Below are 15415 nucleotides of genomic sequence, written 5' to 3'. Positions count from 1 at the left end.
GGCCTTTTAAATGATCTCCGGCGCTGTGGCTGTCTGGAAAACCGTTCCAGTCGTCCAGCGCCGGATGATCCTGTTGCTGATCGTGGCCATAATCGCCGCCAATATCGATCAGCCCTATCCCGAACTCGCGCCGCTCCAGCATGGGCCGACTGTCGTGCTGGCCTTAGCCGCGCCGTGGCTGCTGCGCCGCTGGCCTTTGTCGAACGGGTCGGTCGGAAGCATTCTCCTCTTTCTGCTGCTACATACGCTGGGAGGGCGGTACATCTATTCCTACGTGCCCTATGATGTCTGGGCGCGGGCGATCAGCGGCCATGATATTTCCGGTACCTTCGGATTTGCGCGCAACGGCTATGACAGGCTGGTGCATTTCGCCTTCGGGGTCTTGCTGACCGCACCTTTAGCCGAGGCGGCGCGGCGTTATGGCGTCATGCGGATGGGCTGGAGCCTGGCCTTTGCTTTTGCGGCGGTGGGTTGCGTGGGCGCACTCTACGAGATTTTCGAATGGCTGCTGAGCGTGGTCGCGGCCGGACAGACCGCCGACTGGTATAACGGCCAGCAGGGCGACATGTGGGATCCGCAAAAGGACATGGCGGTGGCTCAGGTCGGCAGCCTGGCCGCGCTGGTCTGGCTTGCTGCCACTCGACAAGGGCGCGCGGAGGTCATATCGGCGGACGCGAATTAGCCCAAGGAGTATCGTCCGTGTCCGACCTGCCGATCGAAAAGCTGGAGATCGAGGGGTTGGGCGGGCTGCCGATCGCTGTGCATGTTGTAGGTGAGGGCCGCGACCTGGTTCTGATCCACGGCTATTTCTCCAACGCCTGGACCAACTGGATACGCTACGGTCATGCCGCCAGACTGGTGGAGGCCGGTTTTCGGCTCATCATGCCCGACCTGCGCGGCCATGGCGAAAGCGGCAAGCCGCATGACGCCGCCGCCTATCCGCCGGACGCGCTGACCGAGGATGGGCTGGCGCTGGTGGAGCAGCTTGGGCTGACCGACTATGATCTGGGCGGCTATTCGCTGGGCGCGCGGACGACGGTGCGGATGCTGGCGCGGGGGGCGACGCCGCGTCGGGTCATTCTGGCGGGCATGGGGTTGCGCGGTCTTGTCCAGACGCTCGACAATGGCGGCTATTATCGCAACGTCCTCACCAACCTCGGCACCTTCGAGCGCGGCACGTCCGAATGGATGACCGAGGCGTTCCTCAAGACCACCAAGGGCGATCCGGTGGCGATGCTGCACATCCTAAACACCTTCGTCGATACGCCGAAGGAGGTCATCGCCGGGTTCGAGCAGCCCATCGAGATCATTTGCGGGGCGGAGGATCGGGATAATGGCGTGGCCCAGGAACTGGCCGATGTGCTGCCCAATGGGCGTTATGTCGAAATTCCGGGGAACCATATGAATGCCGTGACCCGGAAGGAGCTGGGGCAGGCGATGGTGGATTTCCTGACGGCCTGATCGGAGGCGCAACGGCAAACCAAATTTGTCGTTCCCGTGAAAACGGGAACCCATCTCCGAAGCGCTGCACTGGACGCAAGGTCAGGAGATGGATTCCCGCCTACGCGGGAATGACGAACATTAAATCACCGGAAAGGCGGCTCGTTGAAGGCGCGCAGTTTGCGGCTGTGCAGCTTCGGTCCCTCTTGGCGCAACAGCTCGCAGGTCATGAGGCCCACGCGCAAATGGCCGGCAATCGCTTCCTCGTAAAAGCGGTTGGCCTGTCCCGGCAGCTTCAACTCGCCATGGATCGGCTTGTCCGATACGCAGAGCAAAGTCCCATAAGGCACGCGGAAGCGATAGCCCTGCGCCGCAATGGTGGCCGACTCCATGTCGATGCCGACTGCCCGCGACAGGCTGAAGCGTAAAGCCGAACTGGAATAGCGCAGTTCCCAGTTGCGATCATCCGTTGTGACGACCGTGCCTGTGCGCAGCCGCCGCTTGAAATCCTCCCGATCGCCGCCGCCCAGCACAGCTTCCGCCGCCTTGGCGAGCGCCACCTGAACTTCCGCGATAGCTGGGACGGGAATTTCCGGCGGCAGCATCTCGTCCAGCACATGGTCGTCGCGCAAATAGGCGTGGGCCAGCACATAGTCCCCGATCCGCTGGCTGGGGCGCAGGCCGCCGCAATGGCCGATCATCAGCCAGGCTTCCGGTCGCACGACCGCCAGATGGTCGCAGATCGTCTTGGCGTTGGACGGGCCGACGCCGATATTGACCAGCGTGATGCCGCTGCGGTCCGGCGCGATCAGGTGATAGGCAGGCATCTGATGCTTGCGCCAGGCGCTGTCCGCGATCATCTGCGCCGGATCGGCGGTTTCCGGGGTGACATAGACCCCGCCCGCCCCGGAAAGCGCGGTGTAGCGCGATCCCTCCCCCTGCAACTCGGCGCAGGCCCAGGCCACGAATTCGTCCACATAGCGGTGATAGTTGGTGAACAATATGTATCGCTGCACATGCTCGGCCGGAGTGCCGGTATAATGTTTGAGGCGCGCGAGCGAAAAATCAGTGCGCAGACCGTCGAACAGGGCAAGCGGCCTTTCGCCCTCCGCATCCGGCGTGAACAGGCCGTCCGCGATCTCGTCCCCGATTTCTGCCAGTTCGGTCGCGGGGAAATAGCGGGCGAGTTCGGTGGGCGGCGTGCCGTCCAACGCGCTCATGTCCAGCCCGTCCAGAACATAGGGAAAGGGAATCTGCTGGGCGCTGATGCCCGTTTCCACCGTCACGCCATAGTCGCGGACGAGCAGGTCGATCTGTTCCGCCATATAATCACTGAACATGGCGGGACGGGTGATGGTGGTGACATAACGGCCCGGTTTCGACAGTCGCGCAAAGGAGCGACCCGGCGGCGGCGCGTCCGACTCCCCATGATGGGTGACCCGCAGTTCCGGATAGCAAAAGCGCCCGTCCGTCTTGGCTTCGGGCGGCGGAACACTGCCGTCGCGGGCGTAGGCGCGCATGGCCTCGCGGAGATTGCCGACGGATTTCCGATAGAGTTCGTCGAGTTCAGCGACGATCGCACTGCCGATGCTTCTTGTCATCGACTCTTGGTACCGCACTTATATGAACGAAGAAAGATGCACGCCTCGGGTTGGCCTCCATTCCGCTCATACAGGCCTGCAAAGGGCGATTTTCTGCGCTTCAGTGCTCACGGACAATAAGTCCGCTGCGCTCCGATGCTCAAAAATCACCCTTTTCGGCTCTGTCTGAACGGAATGGAGACCAACCCGCTCATAATTCTAAAAAATCAGATCTGTTCCAGCAGATATTCCGCCGACGACACCTTGAAGTCGCCCGGCGCTTCGACGTTCAGTTCGCTGACCACGCCATCCTTGACGATCATCGAGAAACGCTGGCCGCGCGTGCCCATGCCGAACTTGCTGCCGTCCATCGTGAGGCCCACCGCCTGCGCGAAATCGGCATTGCCGTCGGCCAGCATCGTCACCTTGCCATCGGCGTTGGCGGACTTGCTCCAGGCGCCCATGACGAAGGCGTCGTTGACGGCGGTGCAGGCGATCTCGTCGACGCCCTTGCCCTTCAATTCTTCCGCCTTGTCGACGAAACCGGGCAGATGGCGCGCCGAACAGGTGGGCGTGAAGGCTCCCGGCACGGAGAAAAGCGCGACCGTGCGGCCCGCGAAATATTCGTCCGAAGCGACCTGTTCCGGGCCGTTTTCGGTCATCTTGACGAAAGTGGTGCTGGGGATGCGATCGCCCTTCGAAATGGTCATCTTCGGTCTCCTGGCCTATTTGGGATGCGCGGCACGTTGGCCTTGCCACCCCTTCTGTCAAGAGGGAGGCATGGAATATGGCGCGCCGCCTCTCTCAAGCGACAGCCCGCCATTGGCAAAGACGTCAACGGGCGTATAGTCGTCCGATGACCAGCGCGCGTTCTTATGCCGGACAGTTTCTCCTCGCCCTGCCGGGCATGGAGGATATGCGTTTCGATCATTCCGTCATCGCCATGTGCGTGCATGACGCAAATGGCGCGCTGGGTATCGCCGTCAGTGATGAGATTGACGGCGTCACCCTGCATGACCTGCTGGAGAGCTTCGACATCGAGCCGGGCGACGTTGCGGACATGCCCGTGCTGCGCGGAGGGCCGGTCGAGCCGCGTCGCGGCTTCGTGCTGCATTCGCTCGACTGGACCGGCCATGACATGGTCGAAGTGGGGGAGGGCTGGGGTCTGTCCGGTTCGCTGGAAATCCTGAAAGCCATTGCGGAAGGCAGGGGGCCGAGTCGCTATCTGGTCGCGCTGGGCTATGCCGGATGGGGTGCGGGGCAGCTCGACGAGGAAATGAGCGGCGAAAGCTGGTTTCCGACGACGTGCACCGCCGGGCTTTTGTTCGATGTGCCCGCGACGCGAAAATGGTCGGCCGCCTATGCCGCCGCCGGAGTCGATGCCTCCCATCTGGTCAGCGGCGCGGGGTCGGCCTGATCCGGGCTTCGATACGCATTCGTAAGGCATGGCCGCGCGGGCGGCTTATTTCCCCAACGTAACTGAACCATTTACGGTAAAATATGGCTAACCTTTGCCGTTGAGATTCCGGCAACCGGACGGGCGCACCCTGATCCTCGGGCAATTGGACGGGGGTTCAAACCATGAGGAAATTGATCGCAGCGGCGCTTGCCGCGACGATGCCGCTTGCGCCGGCGACAGCCGCGACCTGCTGGAAGCAGACCGCCGTCGAAGCAGCGCAAATCCGCGATTTCGAGATGATGCTGATGGTATCGGCGCTGCGATGCCGGGGGACGGGGAATGATTTCCTGGCCAGCTACAACCGCTTCATCCGCGAAAAGCGGGAGACGCTGACGCAGGTGAATGATGAGCTGCGCGAGCATTTCCGCTCGGTCGCCGGGCCGGTCGGCGCCTTGGGAGCCTATGATAATTATGTCACGGGCCTTGCCAATATCTATGGCGCGGGCGCCGACGGGCTGGCCTGCCGCGATCTTCAGTCGATCACCGACGCGGCCAACGCCTTGCCGCCCAGCCGGTCGGCCCTGCTGGAACTGGCCGATGCGGCGGCAATCGGCCCGCATCTGTCGGGTGCGCGCTGTGACATCGTGACGGCGATGGCGGGCAAGATGCAGAAATCCGACAAATTTGCAGATAATGAGCCGATGAAGGTCGCATCGCGGAGCCCTGCGGATTAAGACATAAAGAAAACTTTATATGGAGTTGCCTTGAACGGCGGCGATTGGTAAAGCCCAGCCCATCGCTGCCGTTCGTTCGTTCGAGCGGTCGCCTCAATCTTGAAGATATGGAGACAGGCTCGTGGCCACTGCACCCGCCACCCAGGCGCAGGATTATGTGATCCGCGACATCGGCCTTGCCGCTTTCGGCCGCAAGGAAATCGAGATCGCAGAAACCGAAATGCCGGGTCTGATGGCCCTGCGCGCCGAATTCGGCGCATCGAAGCCGCTCAAGGGCGCGCGCATCACCGGCTCGCTGCACATGACGATCCAGACCGCCGTGCTGATCGAGACGCTGGCCGAGCTGGGCGCCGAGATCCGCTGGGCCTCGTGCAACATCTTTTCGACCCAGGATCACGCCGCCGCCGCCATCGCTGCGAGCGGCATCCCCGTTTTCGCCGTTAAGGGCGAGACGCTGGAAGAATATTGGGACTATGTCATCCGCATCTTCGACTGGGGTGACACGGTCTGCAACATGATCCTGGACGATGGCGGCGACGCCACCATGTTCGCGCTGTGGGGCGCCCGCGTCGAGGCCGGGGAAGAACTGTTCACCCCCGGCAATGAGGAAGAGGAAATCTTCGTCGCGACGCTGAAGCGTTTCCTGGCCGAACGTCCGGGCTATCTGACCCAGACCGTCGCCGCGATCAAGGGCGTGTCGGAAGAGACCACCACCGGCGTCCACCGCCTCTATGAGCTGGCGAAGAAGGGCAAGCTCCCCTTCCCGGCGATCAACGTCAACGACAGCGTTACCAAGTCGAAGTTCGACAATCTCTACGGCTGCAAGGAATCGCTGGTCGACGCCATCCGCCGCGCCACCGACGTCATGCTGGCCGGCAAGGTCGCCTGCGTCGCCGGGTTCGGTGACGTCGGCAAGGGTTCGGCCGCGTCGCTGCGCAATGGCGGCGCCCGCGTGCTGGTGACGGAGGTTGATCCGATCTGTGCGCTTCAGGCCGCGATGGAAGGCTATGAAGTCGTGACGATGGAAGAGGCGGCCACCCGCGCCGACATCTTCGTCACCGCGACCGGCAACGAAGCCGTCATCACCGTTGACCACATGCGCGCGATGAAGAATATGGCGATCGTCTGCAACATCGGCCATTTCGACAGCGAGATCGAGATTGCCGGCCTCAACAACATGGCATGGACCGAGATCAAGCCGCAGGTGGACGAGGTTCAGTTCCCCGACGGCAAGAAGATCATCGTTCTGGCGAAGGGCCGCCTGGTCAATCTGGGTTGCGCCACCGGCCATCCCAGCTTTGTGATGTCCTCCTCCTTCACCAACCAGGTGCTGGCGCAGATCGAACTGTGGACCAAGGCGGACACCTACAAGAACGAGGTCTATGTGCTGCCCAAGCATCTGGACGAGAAGGTCGCCGCGCTTCACCTGGAAAAGCTGGGCGTGAAGCTGTCCAAGCTGACCCCCAAGCAGGCCGCCTATATCGGCGTGTCGGCCGAAGGCCCGTTCAAGCCGGATCATTACCGCTACTAAGCGGACGGGAAGGGGAGGCATCGGCCTCCCCTTTTTTTGTTTGGTTTTGGTCAATTGCTGACGAGAGAGATCCGTTCGGGCTGAGCCCTTCGTCTGCCTGCCAACGCAGGCGCTCAGGATAAACTTGCCTTCGGCAAGTCGAAGCCCTCAGCCGAGCGGAGTGAGGCTCCCATGCTTCGCCTTCGCTCAGCAAGACCCTTCGACAAGCTCAGGACGAACGGAAACTGAAAGTTCGCCTTCCACCCAAAGCAGGCTTCTCGCTCTTCTTTTCAAGAAAGCGTTGAAGAAGGGCCGGGATGGTTGGTCAGGCCGGTTGGACGAAGCTGTCCATGACGCGCTTCCGTCCCGCGGTTTCGAAGTCGATCTCCAGCTTATTGCCTTCGATCTCCGCGACCGTGCCGTAGCCGAATTTCTGGTGGAAGACGCGCAGGCCTAGGCTCATGTCGTCGCGGCCTTTATTGCCCAGCGAGACGGCGGAGGCGCGGGCTTCCACGATCCGGACGGGTTCCTTGACGAACTGGCCGCTTTGTTGCGCGCGTTGCCAGCCTGGGCCTCTGCCGGTGCCGCGCTGGACATTGGCGAAGGGATCGGCCCGTTCCGACCAGTTGGCGCGCCAGAGCGAGGCGCCACCCGACAGGCTGCTCTCCTCCTCCACATGTTCGGGCGGCAGTTCTCCGACAAAGCGCGAAGGGATGGAGCTGGTCCACTGGCCGTAGATGCGGCGGTTGGCGGCATGGAGGATGAGGCACAGCTTCCGCGCCCGCGTGATCGCGACATAGGCGAGGCGGCGTTCCTCCTCCAACGAATTAAGGCCGCCTTCGTCGAGGGCGCGCTGGGAGGGGAAAATGCCTTCTTCCCAACCGGCGAGGAACACGGTGTCGAACTCCAGCCCCTTGGCGGCGTGGATGGTCATGATCGTGATCTTGCGCTCGTCAGCCTGCGCTTCATTGTCCATGACCAGCGAGACATGCTCAAGGAACGCGCCCAGCGTCTCATATTCCTCCATGGCGCGGGTGAGTTCGTTGAGGTTTTCCAGGCGCCCCGCGCTTTCGGTGGTGCGTTCGGCCTGGAGCATGGCGGTGTAGCCGCTTTCGTCCAATATCTGCCGGGCGAGTTCTGCATGGGGAAGCTGCACCGCGCGATCGCGCCAGCGGGCGAGATCTCCGATGAACGCGCCCAGCGACCGGCGGGCCTGCGGGGTCATTTCGTCGGTGTCGAGGATGCGGGCGGCGGCGAGGGCCAGCGGAATGCCCTCGGCACGGGCGAGTCGATGGAGCTTTTCCACCGCCTTGTCGCCCAATCCACGCTTGGGGACGTTGACGATCCGCTCGAAGGCGAGGTCGTCGGCGGGCTGGTTGACGAGGCGCAGATAGGCGAGCGCATCGCGGATTTCGGCGCGTTCGTAGAAGCGGAAGCCGCCGACGATGCGATAGGGCAGGCCGATCTGGATGAAGCGGTCTTCGAACTCGCGGGTCTGGTGCTGGGCGCGGACGAGGATGGAGACTTCGTCCAGCGATTGCCCGCTGCGCTCGATCGACTCGATTTCGTCACCGACGCGCCGGGCTTCCTCCGGACCGTCCCACACGCCGATGACGCGGACCTTCTCGCCCACGTCGATATCGGTCCAGAGTGTCTTGCCGAGCCGGTTGCCATTTTCCGCGATCACGCCGGAGGCGGCGCCTAGGATGTGCGGGGTCGAGCGGTAATTCTGCTCCAGGCGGACGATCTTCGCGCCCGGAAAATCCTTTTCGAAGCGAAGGATATTGGCCACTTCCGCGCCGCGCCAGCTATAGATGGACTGGTCGTCATCGCCCACGCAGCAGATATTCTTGCGCGTCTGGGCGAGCAGGCGGAGCCAGAGATATTGGCTGCTGTTCGTGTCCTGATATTCGTCCACCATGATGTAGCGGAAGCGCTGTTGATAGCTTTCCAGAACGTCCCGATGGCGCTTCAATATCGTCAGAACATGCAGCAGCAAGTCACCGAAATCGCAAGCATTTACATCGCGTAGGCGCGCCTGGTAAGCGGCGTAGAGCTTCTGCCCACGGCCATTGGCATAGGCTTCGCTTTCACCCGCGCCGATTTCCTCGGGCGTCAGACCCTTATTCTTCCACTGGTCGATGAGGCCGCCCAATTGGCGGGCGGGCCAGCGCTTTTCGTCGATTCCTTCGGCCTGAATGAGCTGCTTCATCAGGCGAAGCTGGTCGTCGGTATCGAGGATGGTGAAATTGGATTGCAGGCCGACCAGTTCGGCATGGCGGCGCAGCATCTTGGCGGCGATGGCGTGGAACGTGCCGAGCCAGGGCATGCCTTCCACCGCCGGGCCGATCATGCGGCCTACGCGCTCCCGCATCTCTCGCGCCGCCTTGTTGGTGAAGGTGACGGCGAGGATTTCGGAAGGATAGGCGCGGCGCGTGGCGATCAGATGGGCCAGACGCGCGGTGAGGGCGGCGGTCTTGCCCGTGCCGGCGCCCGCGAGGACCAGCACCGACCCTTCGGTGGTGAGCACGGCTTCCCGCTGCGGTTCGTTGAGATCCTTGAGATAGGGGGGATCGTCGGGCGAGGGAGCGGGCAGGGTCATGGGCTATCAACTAGGATGCTGGGCGGGAGGCGGCAAGGGTGAGTGGCCTTGCGCTGCCGTTTCTTCTATGAGAACAAAAGGCGAATCATGCAAGGAGAAAGGCCATGGTTTCTGGAGGGTGCCAATGCGGGGCGATCCGCTATGAAGCGCAGGGGGAGCCAGCCTATAGCGCGCTCTGCCATTGTTCCGACTGCCGGAAAAGCGCCGGAGCGCCTATGGTGGGCTGGGCGTTGTTTCCCGAAAATATGGTGACGGTGACGGGTGAGCCGGTGGCCTATCGGTCATCCGACAATGTGACGCGGGAATTTTGCGGGACATGCGGGTCGGGGCTTTTCTATCGCAATGCCGTGGTGTTTCCGGGGATGGTCGATATCCAGACGGGGACGCTGGACGATCAAGCCGCTCTTCCTCCCGCCATTCATGTGCAGTTTGCCGAGGCGGCTCCGTGGATGGCGGCCGCGCATGAATTGCCCAGGTTCGAGCGCTATCCCCAAGAGTGACCGAAGCCTGAGAGCCCAAAGCATGAGGGATCATCTGGCGGCGCATGCGCCACGGTTCGTCGCCGTGGCCGGAACGTAGACGGTACATGTCCGCTTCTTTTCCGGACCCCAGCGGCAAAACGGGGTGAAGAACAAGGAAAGGATGATCCCGATGAAATCGATCCTCTTGGCAGGTGCGGCCATTTTGGCCTTCGGCGCCGGCGTTGCCGGCGTTGCCGGAATTGCGGTAGCGCAGGACGTGCCAGCCTCGCAGCCGCCCGCTGCCGATACCGCGCCTCCTCCGGAACAGGGGGCGATGCCCGCGACACCCGCCACGCCTGCCGATCCGGGGACCGCTCCCGCCACGCCGGCTACGCCAGCCGCACCGCCTGCAGGCGCGGATCCGAATGCGGGGCAGCCGACGGGAGCGGTGCCGCCGGATACGGGGATGCAGCCTGCACCCGCCGGTGTGCCACGCGACCCGTCGGCGCCCGTGGGAACCTCTGCCAATCCCGCTACGGTGGGCGGCAACATGACGCCACCGCCGACCGGGCAGAAAGATTATCCGCTGTGCAGCACGACCGTGCAGGATAGCTGTATCAATCCGAGCGAAGCGCCCAAATCTATGCGCAGGCGTCGGTGACGGCAACCGGGCCAGGCAATGCGGCGATGAGCGCCGCCAGCCCGGCCCGGTCCCGTGCGGCATCGGCCAGGCTGTGCTGGTCGAGCACGGTGAGAAAGGCGGCGGTGGCCGCCTTCAATATGCCGGACAGGCCGCAGGCCGGGCGGATGGCGCAGGAGCCGCAATCCGCCATGTTCATGTCGGGTTCGGTGTGGCGGATGACTTCGCCCAATCGGATCTTCTCGGCCGGGCGGGCAAGAGCGAAGCCCCCGCCGCGCCCGCGCTGCGTATCCAGAAAACCGCCTTGGCCAAGATGATGCACAACCTTCATCAGATGGTTGCGGGACAGGCCATAAGCATCCGCGATTTCGGGAATCGTCGTGCGGCCCGCAGGCGTCACCGCGAGGTGGATGAGGACGCGCAGGGCATAGTCGGTGTGGCGGGTCAGTTGCATGGCTGCTGGCGGTAATGAGAGTGATCGCGCTTTTCAAACATTCATTCTATTTACATCTTAAAAGATGCAACGTAAATGCACCTTTACCGATTCTCCAAGCAAAGGTGCATTCATGACCCAGTTGACCGCCGACACCATCGCCATCGTCAAGGCTACCGCCCCCGCTCTGCGGAAGCATGGGGTAGAAATCACGACGGCCATGTATGCGCGGCTGTTTCAGGATGCATCGATCAAGGACATGTTCGACCAGGCCGCGCAGGAAAGCGGCGAGCAGCCCAAGCGGCTGGCGGCGGCGATCCTGGGCTATGCCGAGAATATCGACAAGTTGCAGGCGCTGGACGGCGCGGTTGCGCGGATGGTGCAGCGGCATGTCGAAACCGGCGTGAAGGCGGAGCATTATCCCAAGGTGGCCGAGGCGCTGCTGCCGGCAATTCGGGATGTGCTGGGCGCGGATGTCGCCACGGACGCCGTGCTGAATGCCTGGGGGCAGGCCTATTGGTTCCTCGCGAATATCCTGATCGGCAAGGAATCGCAGGCTTATGAGGATGCCGAAGCGGCTTGATGGGCGTCGGGAGTGGGGAGGCGTTGCGCAGCCCCTCTCCCCAACCCTCTCCCCCACGGGGAGTTCAGGCTTCCGCCCGTAGCAGGGTCAAACGCGCTTTGCCGATGTCGCGGGTGGCTTCGATAGTGAAGCCCTTGACCTCTACGTCCTCGCGGCGGTCCGTTTCTATGCTGATCCAGGTGGCGGGGCCGGTCCAGCCGAGGCGGCTCAGCTTGTCGAGGGCCACCGATCCCGCGCCGCTATTATAGGGCGGGTCCATGAAGATGAGGTCCAGCGGCTTGGCTGCGGGGCCGAGAGCCAGGACGCTGCTTTGGCGGACGTCTGGGCGGATGCCGAGCTTGTCGCCATTGGCCCGGATCGCGTCGAGGGCGGAGCGGTCCTGTTCCACGAAGATGCAGCTCGCCGCACCGCGCGACAGAGCTTCGAAACCGAGCGCGCCGGAGCCTGCGAAGAAATCGCCGACGCCAAGCCCCTCGAAGGAGCCGATGCGGCTCAGCAGCATGGAGAAAAGGGTTTCTCGGGTTCGGTCCGCTGTCGGGCGGGTGGCGTCTCCCTTGGGAGCGGCCAGCGGACGGCCGCGCCATTGGCCCGCGATGATCCTCATTTCGGCGCCTTCAGGCTCTTGCGGAAGAGGATGAGATCATGCTGGCGCACTTCCTCGACCGCGCCGGAGGCCAGTTCGCCCAGATGGAAGGGACCGTAGCTGGTGCGGATCAGGCGGTTCACCTGAAGGCCCAGATGTTCCAGGACGCGGCGGACTTCGCGATTCTTGCCTTCGGTCAGCGTCATTTCGATCCACTGGTTGCGGCCGGTGCGGCGTTCCAGATTGGCCTCGATCTGACCGTAGCGGATGCCCTCTATTTCTATGCCTTCGAACAGGTCTTCGAGTTGGTTCTGGCTCACCTCGCCAAAGGCGCGGGCGCGATAAGTGCGCGGGACGCCGGTGGAGGGGAGTTCCATCTCCCGCTTGAACTCGCCGTCGGTGGTGAGCAGCAGCAGTCCCTCGGTCGTCATGTCGAGCCGGCCGATCGGCATGAGGCGCGGCAGGTCGGCGGGCAGCTTGTCGTAAATGGTCGGACGGCCACGCGGGTCGCGTTCGGTCGTCAGGAGGCCCGACGGCTTGTGGAAAAGGAACAGGCGCGTGGGGGCTGGCGCGGCGACGGGGTTGCCGTCGACCGTTATGCCATGAAGCGAGGTGAGCAGGGTGGCCGGGGTGGTGACGGCTTCACCGTTCAGCGTGACGCGGCCTTCCTCGATCATCCGCTCGATCTCGCGGCGCGACGCGATGCCTGCGCGGGCGAGGAGTTTCGCGATACGCTGCGGTTCGTTCTTGCCGCTGGCGACGGCTGCGGCCCGGGCCGGGTGCGGGTTTGCGGGCTTGGCGGGTGCAGTTTTCGCCTTTTTGAATGGCGGGCGGGCCGGGCGTGATCCGGGGCTGGGCTTGGCGCCTGTGGGGCGCTTGGGACCGCCGGGCCCCGACCGGCGTGGCGGTCCAGATTTTTTCGGCGGTTCCACGGAAGAGTTCCTTTTCAAAACGGGGTGGCATTCCCATATCGGCAAAGCCAGGAAATTGACGAATAGTGCTGTCCTTGCGCCTATGCGCCGGGACGATAAGAAACCGCTTAGGGCGTTGCACGTTGGTCGGCTGAATGGCGCAAATGGGGCAGATCGGCAAATGTTTTTCGGGCTGGTAAAAGGGGAAGCCGGAGCGCAAAGGCGGCGCAAGGCCATTCGGAGCGTGCTGGTGGTCGAAGATGAGCCGCTGGTGGCCTTCGACAATGAGCATGTGCTGGAGATGGCCGGTTATCGCGTGGCCGCGACCGTCGATGAATATGCCCATGCCGTCAGCGTGATTCAGGAAGAAAACGTCGATCTGGTGATCGCGGATGTGATGCTGCATGGTCAGAAGACCGGGATCGATCTGGCGCGTTTTGCTACGGGCCGGGGCGTGGCGGTGCTGTTCGTGACGGGCGCTTGTCCGGTCGATGCGCGCGAAATGGCTTTGGGCTGCCTCGCAAAGCCCTATGCGCCGCGGGACTTGCTGGCGGCTATCGATGTGTTGGATGCGTTGTTGCGGGGGAAGGCATTGCCGCGTTTCCCGGAGGGGCTGCATCTGTTTGAGGATTTCGGGTGAAGTTGGTTTCATCCACTTGGCCTGATTGATGGGGCCAGCCAGGCTTCCTGTCCCTCTCCTTTCAAGCGAGAAGCATTGGGCGGGGTTGTTTCGGCAGTGTTTGGCCATATGGTGGATTTCGACAAGAACCATCGGGGCGCACCGCATTTATGACTGAGATCGCAAAGGGTTCGGCAAGCTGGCTGGATGCGGTGAAGCCCTATGTTCAGAAGGCGCCTTTGGGAGCCTTTTTTCTCGGGATTTCGTCGGGCTTTCCCTATGCGATGATCGGCGCGACGCTGACGACGCGACTGGCGCAGGACGGGATCGATAAGAAGGCGGTGACCGCGTTCACACTCGCTTTCCTCGTCTATAATCTCAAATGGCTGTGGGCCTGGGTGGTCGATGGCGTTCGCTTGCCGGTCATCGGGCGGTTGGGGCAGCGGGTGAGCTGGCTGCTTGTCGCCGGGCTGCTCGTGATGGCGGCGGTGGCCAATCTGGCGCTGGTCGAACCGACGACCGGCCTGTTGCAGACGGCTTATGCGGCAATATTGGTCGGGGTGGCTGGAGCGACCTTCGACATCGTGATCGACGCCTATCGGATCGAGACCTTGAAGCCCGAGCAACTGGGCGTCGGCTCCGGCATGTCGCAATATGGCTGGCGGATCGGGTCGGTCGCGGCGGGAGCGCTGGCGCTGGTGCTGGCGGCGCGGATCGGGTGGCATGGGGCTTATTTCGCCTGCGCGGTTTTTGCGCTGCCCGCAATGCTGACGGGACTGGTTCTGGGCGAGCCGGAGCGGCATCGGGAGCCGACGACGCGGCGGGGTTTCGGTGAGGTGTGGCAGTCGATCGCCGGGCCGTTGGTCGAGTTTTTCCGGCGGCGCGGGGCTTGGTTGGTGCTGCTGTTCATCCTGCTGCACAAGATCGGGGACACGCTCGCCAATCTGACCTTTCGCCTACTGTTCGACGATATGGGCTACACCAATGACGAGATCGCCATTTATGACGTGGGGATCGGCTTCTGGGCCTATTTGATCGGCATTTTCGTGGGCGGCATCCTCTATGCGCGGATGGGGATGAAGCGGTCGGTGCTGGTCAGCCTGCTGCTGATGGGTGTGTCCAATTTCAGCTTTGCGCTGCTCGCCGCTCTGGGGAAAAGCAATTGGGGCATGGCGGGCGCCATTGGTTTTGAGAATTTCGCCAGCGGCATCGGTGGCGTGACGGTGGTCGCCTATTTCTCAGCGCTGTGCGACCTGCGCTTTACCGCCGCGCAATATGCGCTGATTTCGGCGGCGGCGAGCATCGTCGGGCGGTTCCTGACCGGCACCACGGCGGGCGTGATGATCGAGCGCTTCGGCTATGTCGATTTCTACCTGCTGACCACCGTGATCTCCTTGCCGGGCATCATCCTGTTCTGGCTGATGATGCGGGCGGGCCTGATTGACGCCAGCGTCGGCAGCGCGGCAGAGGTTCAGCCCGCCGAGTAGAGATCGAGCGGGCGGCCAAGGTCATTATGGGCCTGCGCCACGGCTTGGAGGCAGGTGAGCGCGCCAAGGGCGTGATCGTTGCCGAGCAAGGTCGCCACATTGTCAAAGGCGGCGCGCGGGCAGTGCAGGGCGCCGCCGATCGCCTGCATCATCAGCGCTTCGTCCGTCGTCATGCGCGAGCAGCAGCAGGGCGCGATCAATATCTTGCGACTGGAGGTGCGGACCAGTTCCAGCATCATGGCGCGCATCAGCACCAGCGGACGGCGATAGCTGCGGCCGAAGGCGCCGAGCATGGCGTTGGCGGCATGAGCGTCGTTGACGCCCGCCGTGGCCATGCGGCGCATGACATAAAGGAACAGCCGGTTGCCATAGCCGCCGGGGAGCGGACGGGGCTGATCGAGGGAGGAGGGCTCTCCAATGGCCATGCGTTCGT

At 63.1% G+C, this 15415-nt stretch carries 17 protein-coding genes; 10 read left to right on the top strand and 7 right to left on the bottom strand.

The window, feature by feature from the left end:
- The first annotated feature begins 10 nt into the window (after positions 1 to 10).
- The gene (locus K426_RS13130) at positions 11 to 682 is read left to right on the top strand and encodes a DUF2238 domain-containing protein (RefSeq protein ID WP_066557784.1); all 672 of its coding nucleotides are present in this window, start codon (positions 11 to 13) and stop codon (positions 680 to 682) included.
- A gap of 17 nt (positions 683 to 699) precedes the next feature.
- On the top strand, positions 700 to 1461 hold the full coding sequence (locus K426_RS13125) for an alpha/beta fold hydrolase (protein WP_066557783.1): 762 nt from the start codon (positions 700 to 702) through the stop codon (positions 1459 to 1461).
- A 125-nt stretch (positions 1462 to 1586) separates the two neighbouring features.
- Here the strand turns inward: K426_RS13125 and K426_RS13120 are convergent, their stop codons facing one another.
- Together K426_RS13120 and K426_RS13115 are read right to left on the bottom strand one after the other, a co-directional pair.
- A complete protein-coding gene (locus K426_RS13120; RefSeq protein WP_066557780.1) occupies positions 1587 to 3041 on the bottom strand; it encodes an AMP nucleosidase in 1455 nt (484 codons plus the stop codon).
- A gap of 206 nt (positions 3042 to 3247) precedes the next feature.
- Complete coding sequence (locus tag K426_RS13115; RefSeq protein ID WP_066557778.1) at positions 3248 to 3730, bottom strand: peroxiredoxin; 483 nt, start codon at positions 3728 to 3730, stop codon at positions 3248 to 3250.
- A 146-nt stretch (positions 3731 to 3876) separates the two neighbouring features.
- On the opposite strand from K426_RS13115, the gene K426_RS13110 reads away from it, so the two are divergent.
- The 3 genes from K426_RS13110 to ahcY all read left to right on the top strand — a co-directional run bounded on the left by K426_RS13110 (position 3877) and on the right by ahcY (position 6684).
- The gene (locus K426_RS13110) at positions 3877 to 4437 is read left to right on the top strand and encodes a YqgE/AlgH family protein (RefSeq protein ID WP_066557775.1); all 561 of its coding nucleotides are present in this window, start codon (positions 3877 to 3879) and stop codon (positions 4435 to 4437) included.
- Positions 4438 to 4601: 164 nt separating this feature from the next.
- Complete coding sequence (locus tag K426_RS13105; protein WP_197672711.1) at positions 4602 to 5153, top strand: hypothetical protein; 552 nt, start codon at positions 4602 to 4604, stop codon at positions 5151 to 5153.
- A gap of 121 nt (positions 5154 to 5274) precedes the next feature.
- Positions 5275 to 6684, top strand: a complete 1410-nt coding sequence (gene ahcY / locus K426_RS13100; protein WP_066557772.1) for an adenosylhomocysteinase — start codon at positions 5275 to 5277, stop codon at positions 6682 to 6684.
- A gap of 304 nt (positions 6685 to 6988) precedes the next feature.
- On the opposite strand, the gene K426_RS13095 is transcribed toward ahcY, so the two are convergent.
- On the bottom strand, positions 6989 to 9265 hold the full coding sequence (locus K426_RS13095; RefSeq protein WP_066557771.1) for an ATP-dependent helicase: 2277 nt from the start codon (positions 9263 to 9265) through the stop codon (positions 6989 to 6991).
- A 104-nt stretch (positions 9266 to 9369) separates the two neighbouring features.
- Here K426_RS13095 and K426_RS13090 point away from each other — a divergent pair, with 104 nt between their 5' ends.
- Both K426_RS13090 and K426_RS13085 read left to right on the top strand, forming a co-directional pair.
- Positions 9370 to 9765, top strand: a complete 396-nt coding sequence (locus K426_RS13090) for a GFA family protein (RefSeq protein WP_066557769.1) — start codon at positions 9370 to 9372, stop codon at positions 9763 to 9765.
- A 151-nt stretch (positions 9766 to 9916) separates the two neighbouring features.
- The gene (locus tag K426_RS13085; RefSeq protein WP_066561745.1) at positions 9917 to 10387 is read left to right on the top strand and encodes a Fe-S oxidoreductase; all 471 of its coding nucleotides are present in this window, start codon (positions 9917 to 9919) and stop codon (positions 10385 to 10387) included.
- Here the strand turns inward: K426_RS13085 and K426_RS13080 are convergent.
- Positions 10368 to 10820, bottom strand: a complete 453-nt coding sequence (locus tag K426_RS13080) for an Rrf2 family transcriptional regulator (RefSeq protein WP_066557766.1) — start codon at positions 10818 to 10820, stop codon at positions 10368 to 10370. The two genes, K426_RS13085 and K426_RS13080, sit on opposite strands and share 20 nt — an antisense overlap.
- 112 nt (positions 10821 to 10932) lie before the next feature.
- Between K426_RS13080 and K426_RS13075 the strand changes: the two genes are divergently transcribed.
- Positions 10933 to 11382, top strand: coding sequence for a globin domain-containing protein (locus tag K426_RS13075; protein WP_066557764.1), 450 nt, complete (start codon positions 10933 to 10935; stop codon positions 11380 to 11382).
- Positions 11383 to 11446: 64 nt separating this feature from the next.
- Here the strand turns inward: K426_RS13075 and rsmD are convergent, their stop codons facing one another.
- A complete protein-coding gene (rsmD, locus tag K426_RS13070) occupies positions 11447 to 11986 on the bottom strand; it encodes a 16S rRNA (guanine(966)-N(2))-methyltransferase RsmD (RefSeq protein WP_066557763.1) in 540 nt (179 codons plus the stop codon).
- Positions 11983 to 12897: a pseudouridine synthase gene (locus K426_RS13065; RefSeq protein WP_066557761.1), complete on the bottom strand. Its 915-nt coding sequence runs from the start codon at positions 12895 to 12897 to the stop codon at positions 11983 to 11985. Before K426_RS13065 ends, rsmD begins: the two co-directional genes overlap by 4 nt.
- 160 nt (positions 12898 to 13057) lie before the next feature.
- Between K426_RS13065 and K426_RS13060 the strand changes: the two genes are divergently transcribed.
- Together K426_RS13060 and K426_RS13055 are read left to right on the top strand one after the other, a co-directional pair.
- The gene (locus tag K426_RS13060; RefSeq protein ID WP_066557759.1) at positions 13058 to 13516 is read left to right on the top strand and encodes a response regulator; all 459 of its coding nucleotides are present in this window, start codon (positions 13058 to 13060) and stop codon (positions 13514 to 13516) included.
- Positions 13517 to 13665: 149 nt separating this feature from the next.
- Positions 13666 to 14982, top strand: a complete 1317-nt coding sequence (locus tag K426_RS13055) for an AmpG family muropeptide MFS transporter (RefSeq protein WP_066557753.1) — start codon at positions 13666 to 13668, stop codon at positions 14980 to 14982.
- Here the strand turns inward: K426_RS13055 and K426_RS13050 are convergent.
- Positions 14967 to 15407, bottom strand: a complete 441-nt coding sequence (locus K426_RS13050; protein ID WP_066557751.1) for a DUF6628 family protein — start codon at positions 15405 to 15407, stop codon at positions 14967 to 14969. The genes K426_RS13055 and K426_RS13050 overlap by 16 nt on opposite strands.
- Positions 15408 to 15415 lie beyond the last annotated feature (8 nt).

The sequence above is a fragment of the Sphingobium sp. TKS genome (genome assembly GCF_001563265.1).
Taxonomy (GTDB): domain Bacteria; phylum Pseudomonadota; class Alphaproteobacteria; order Sphingomonadales; family Sphingomonadaceae; genus Sphingobium.
The sequence above is the reverse complement of the archived record's forward strand: the minus strand, read 5'-3'. Positions and strand labels throughout refer to the sequence as shown.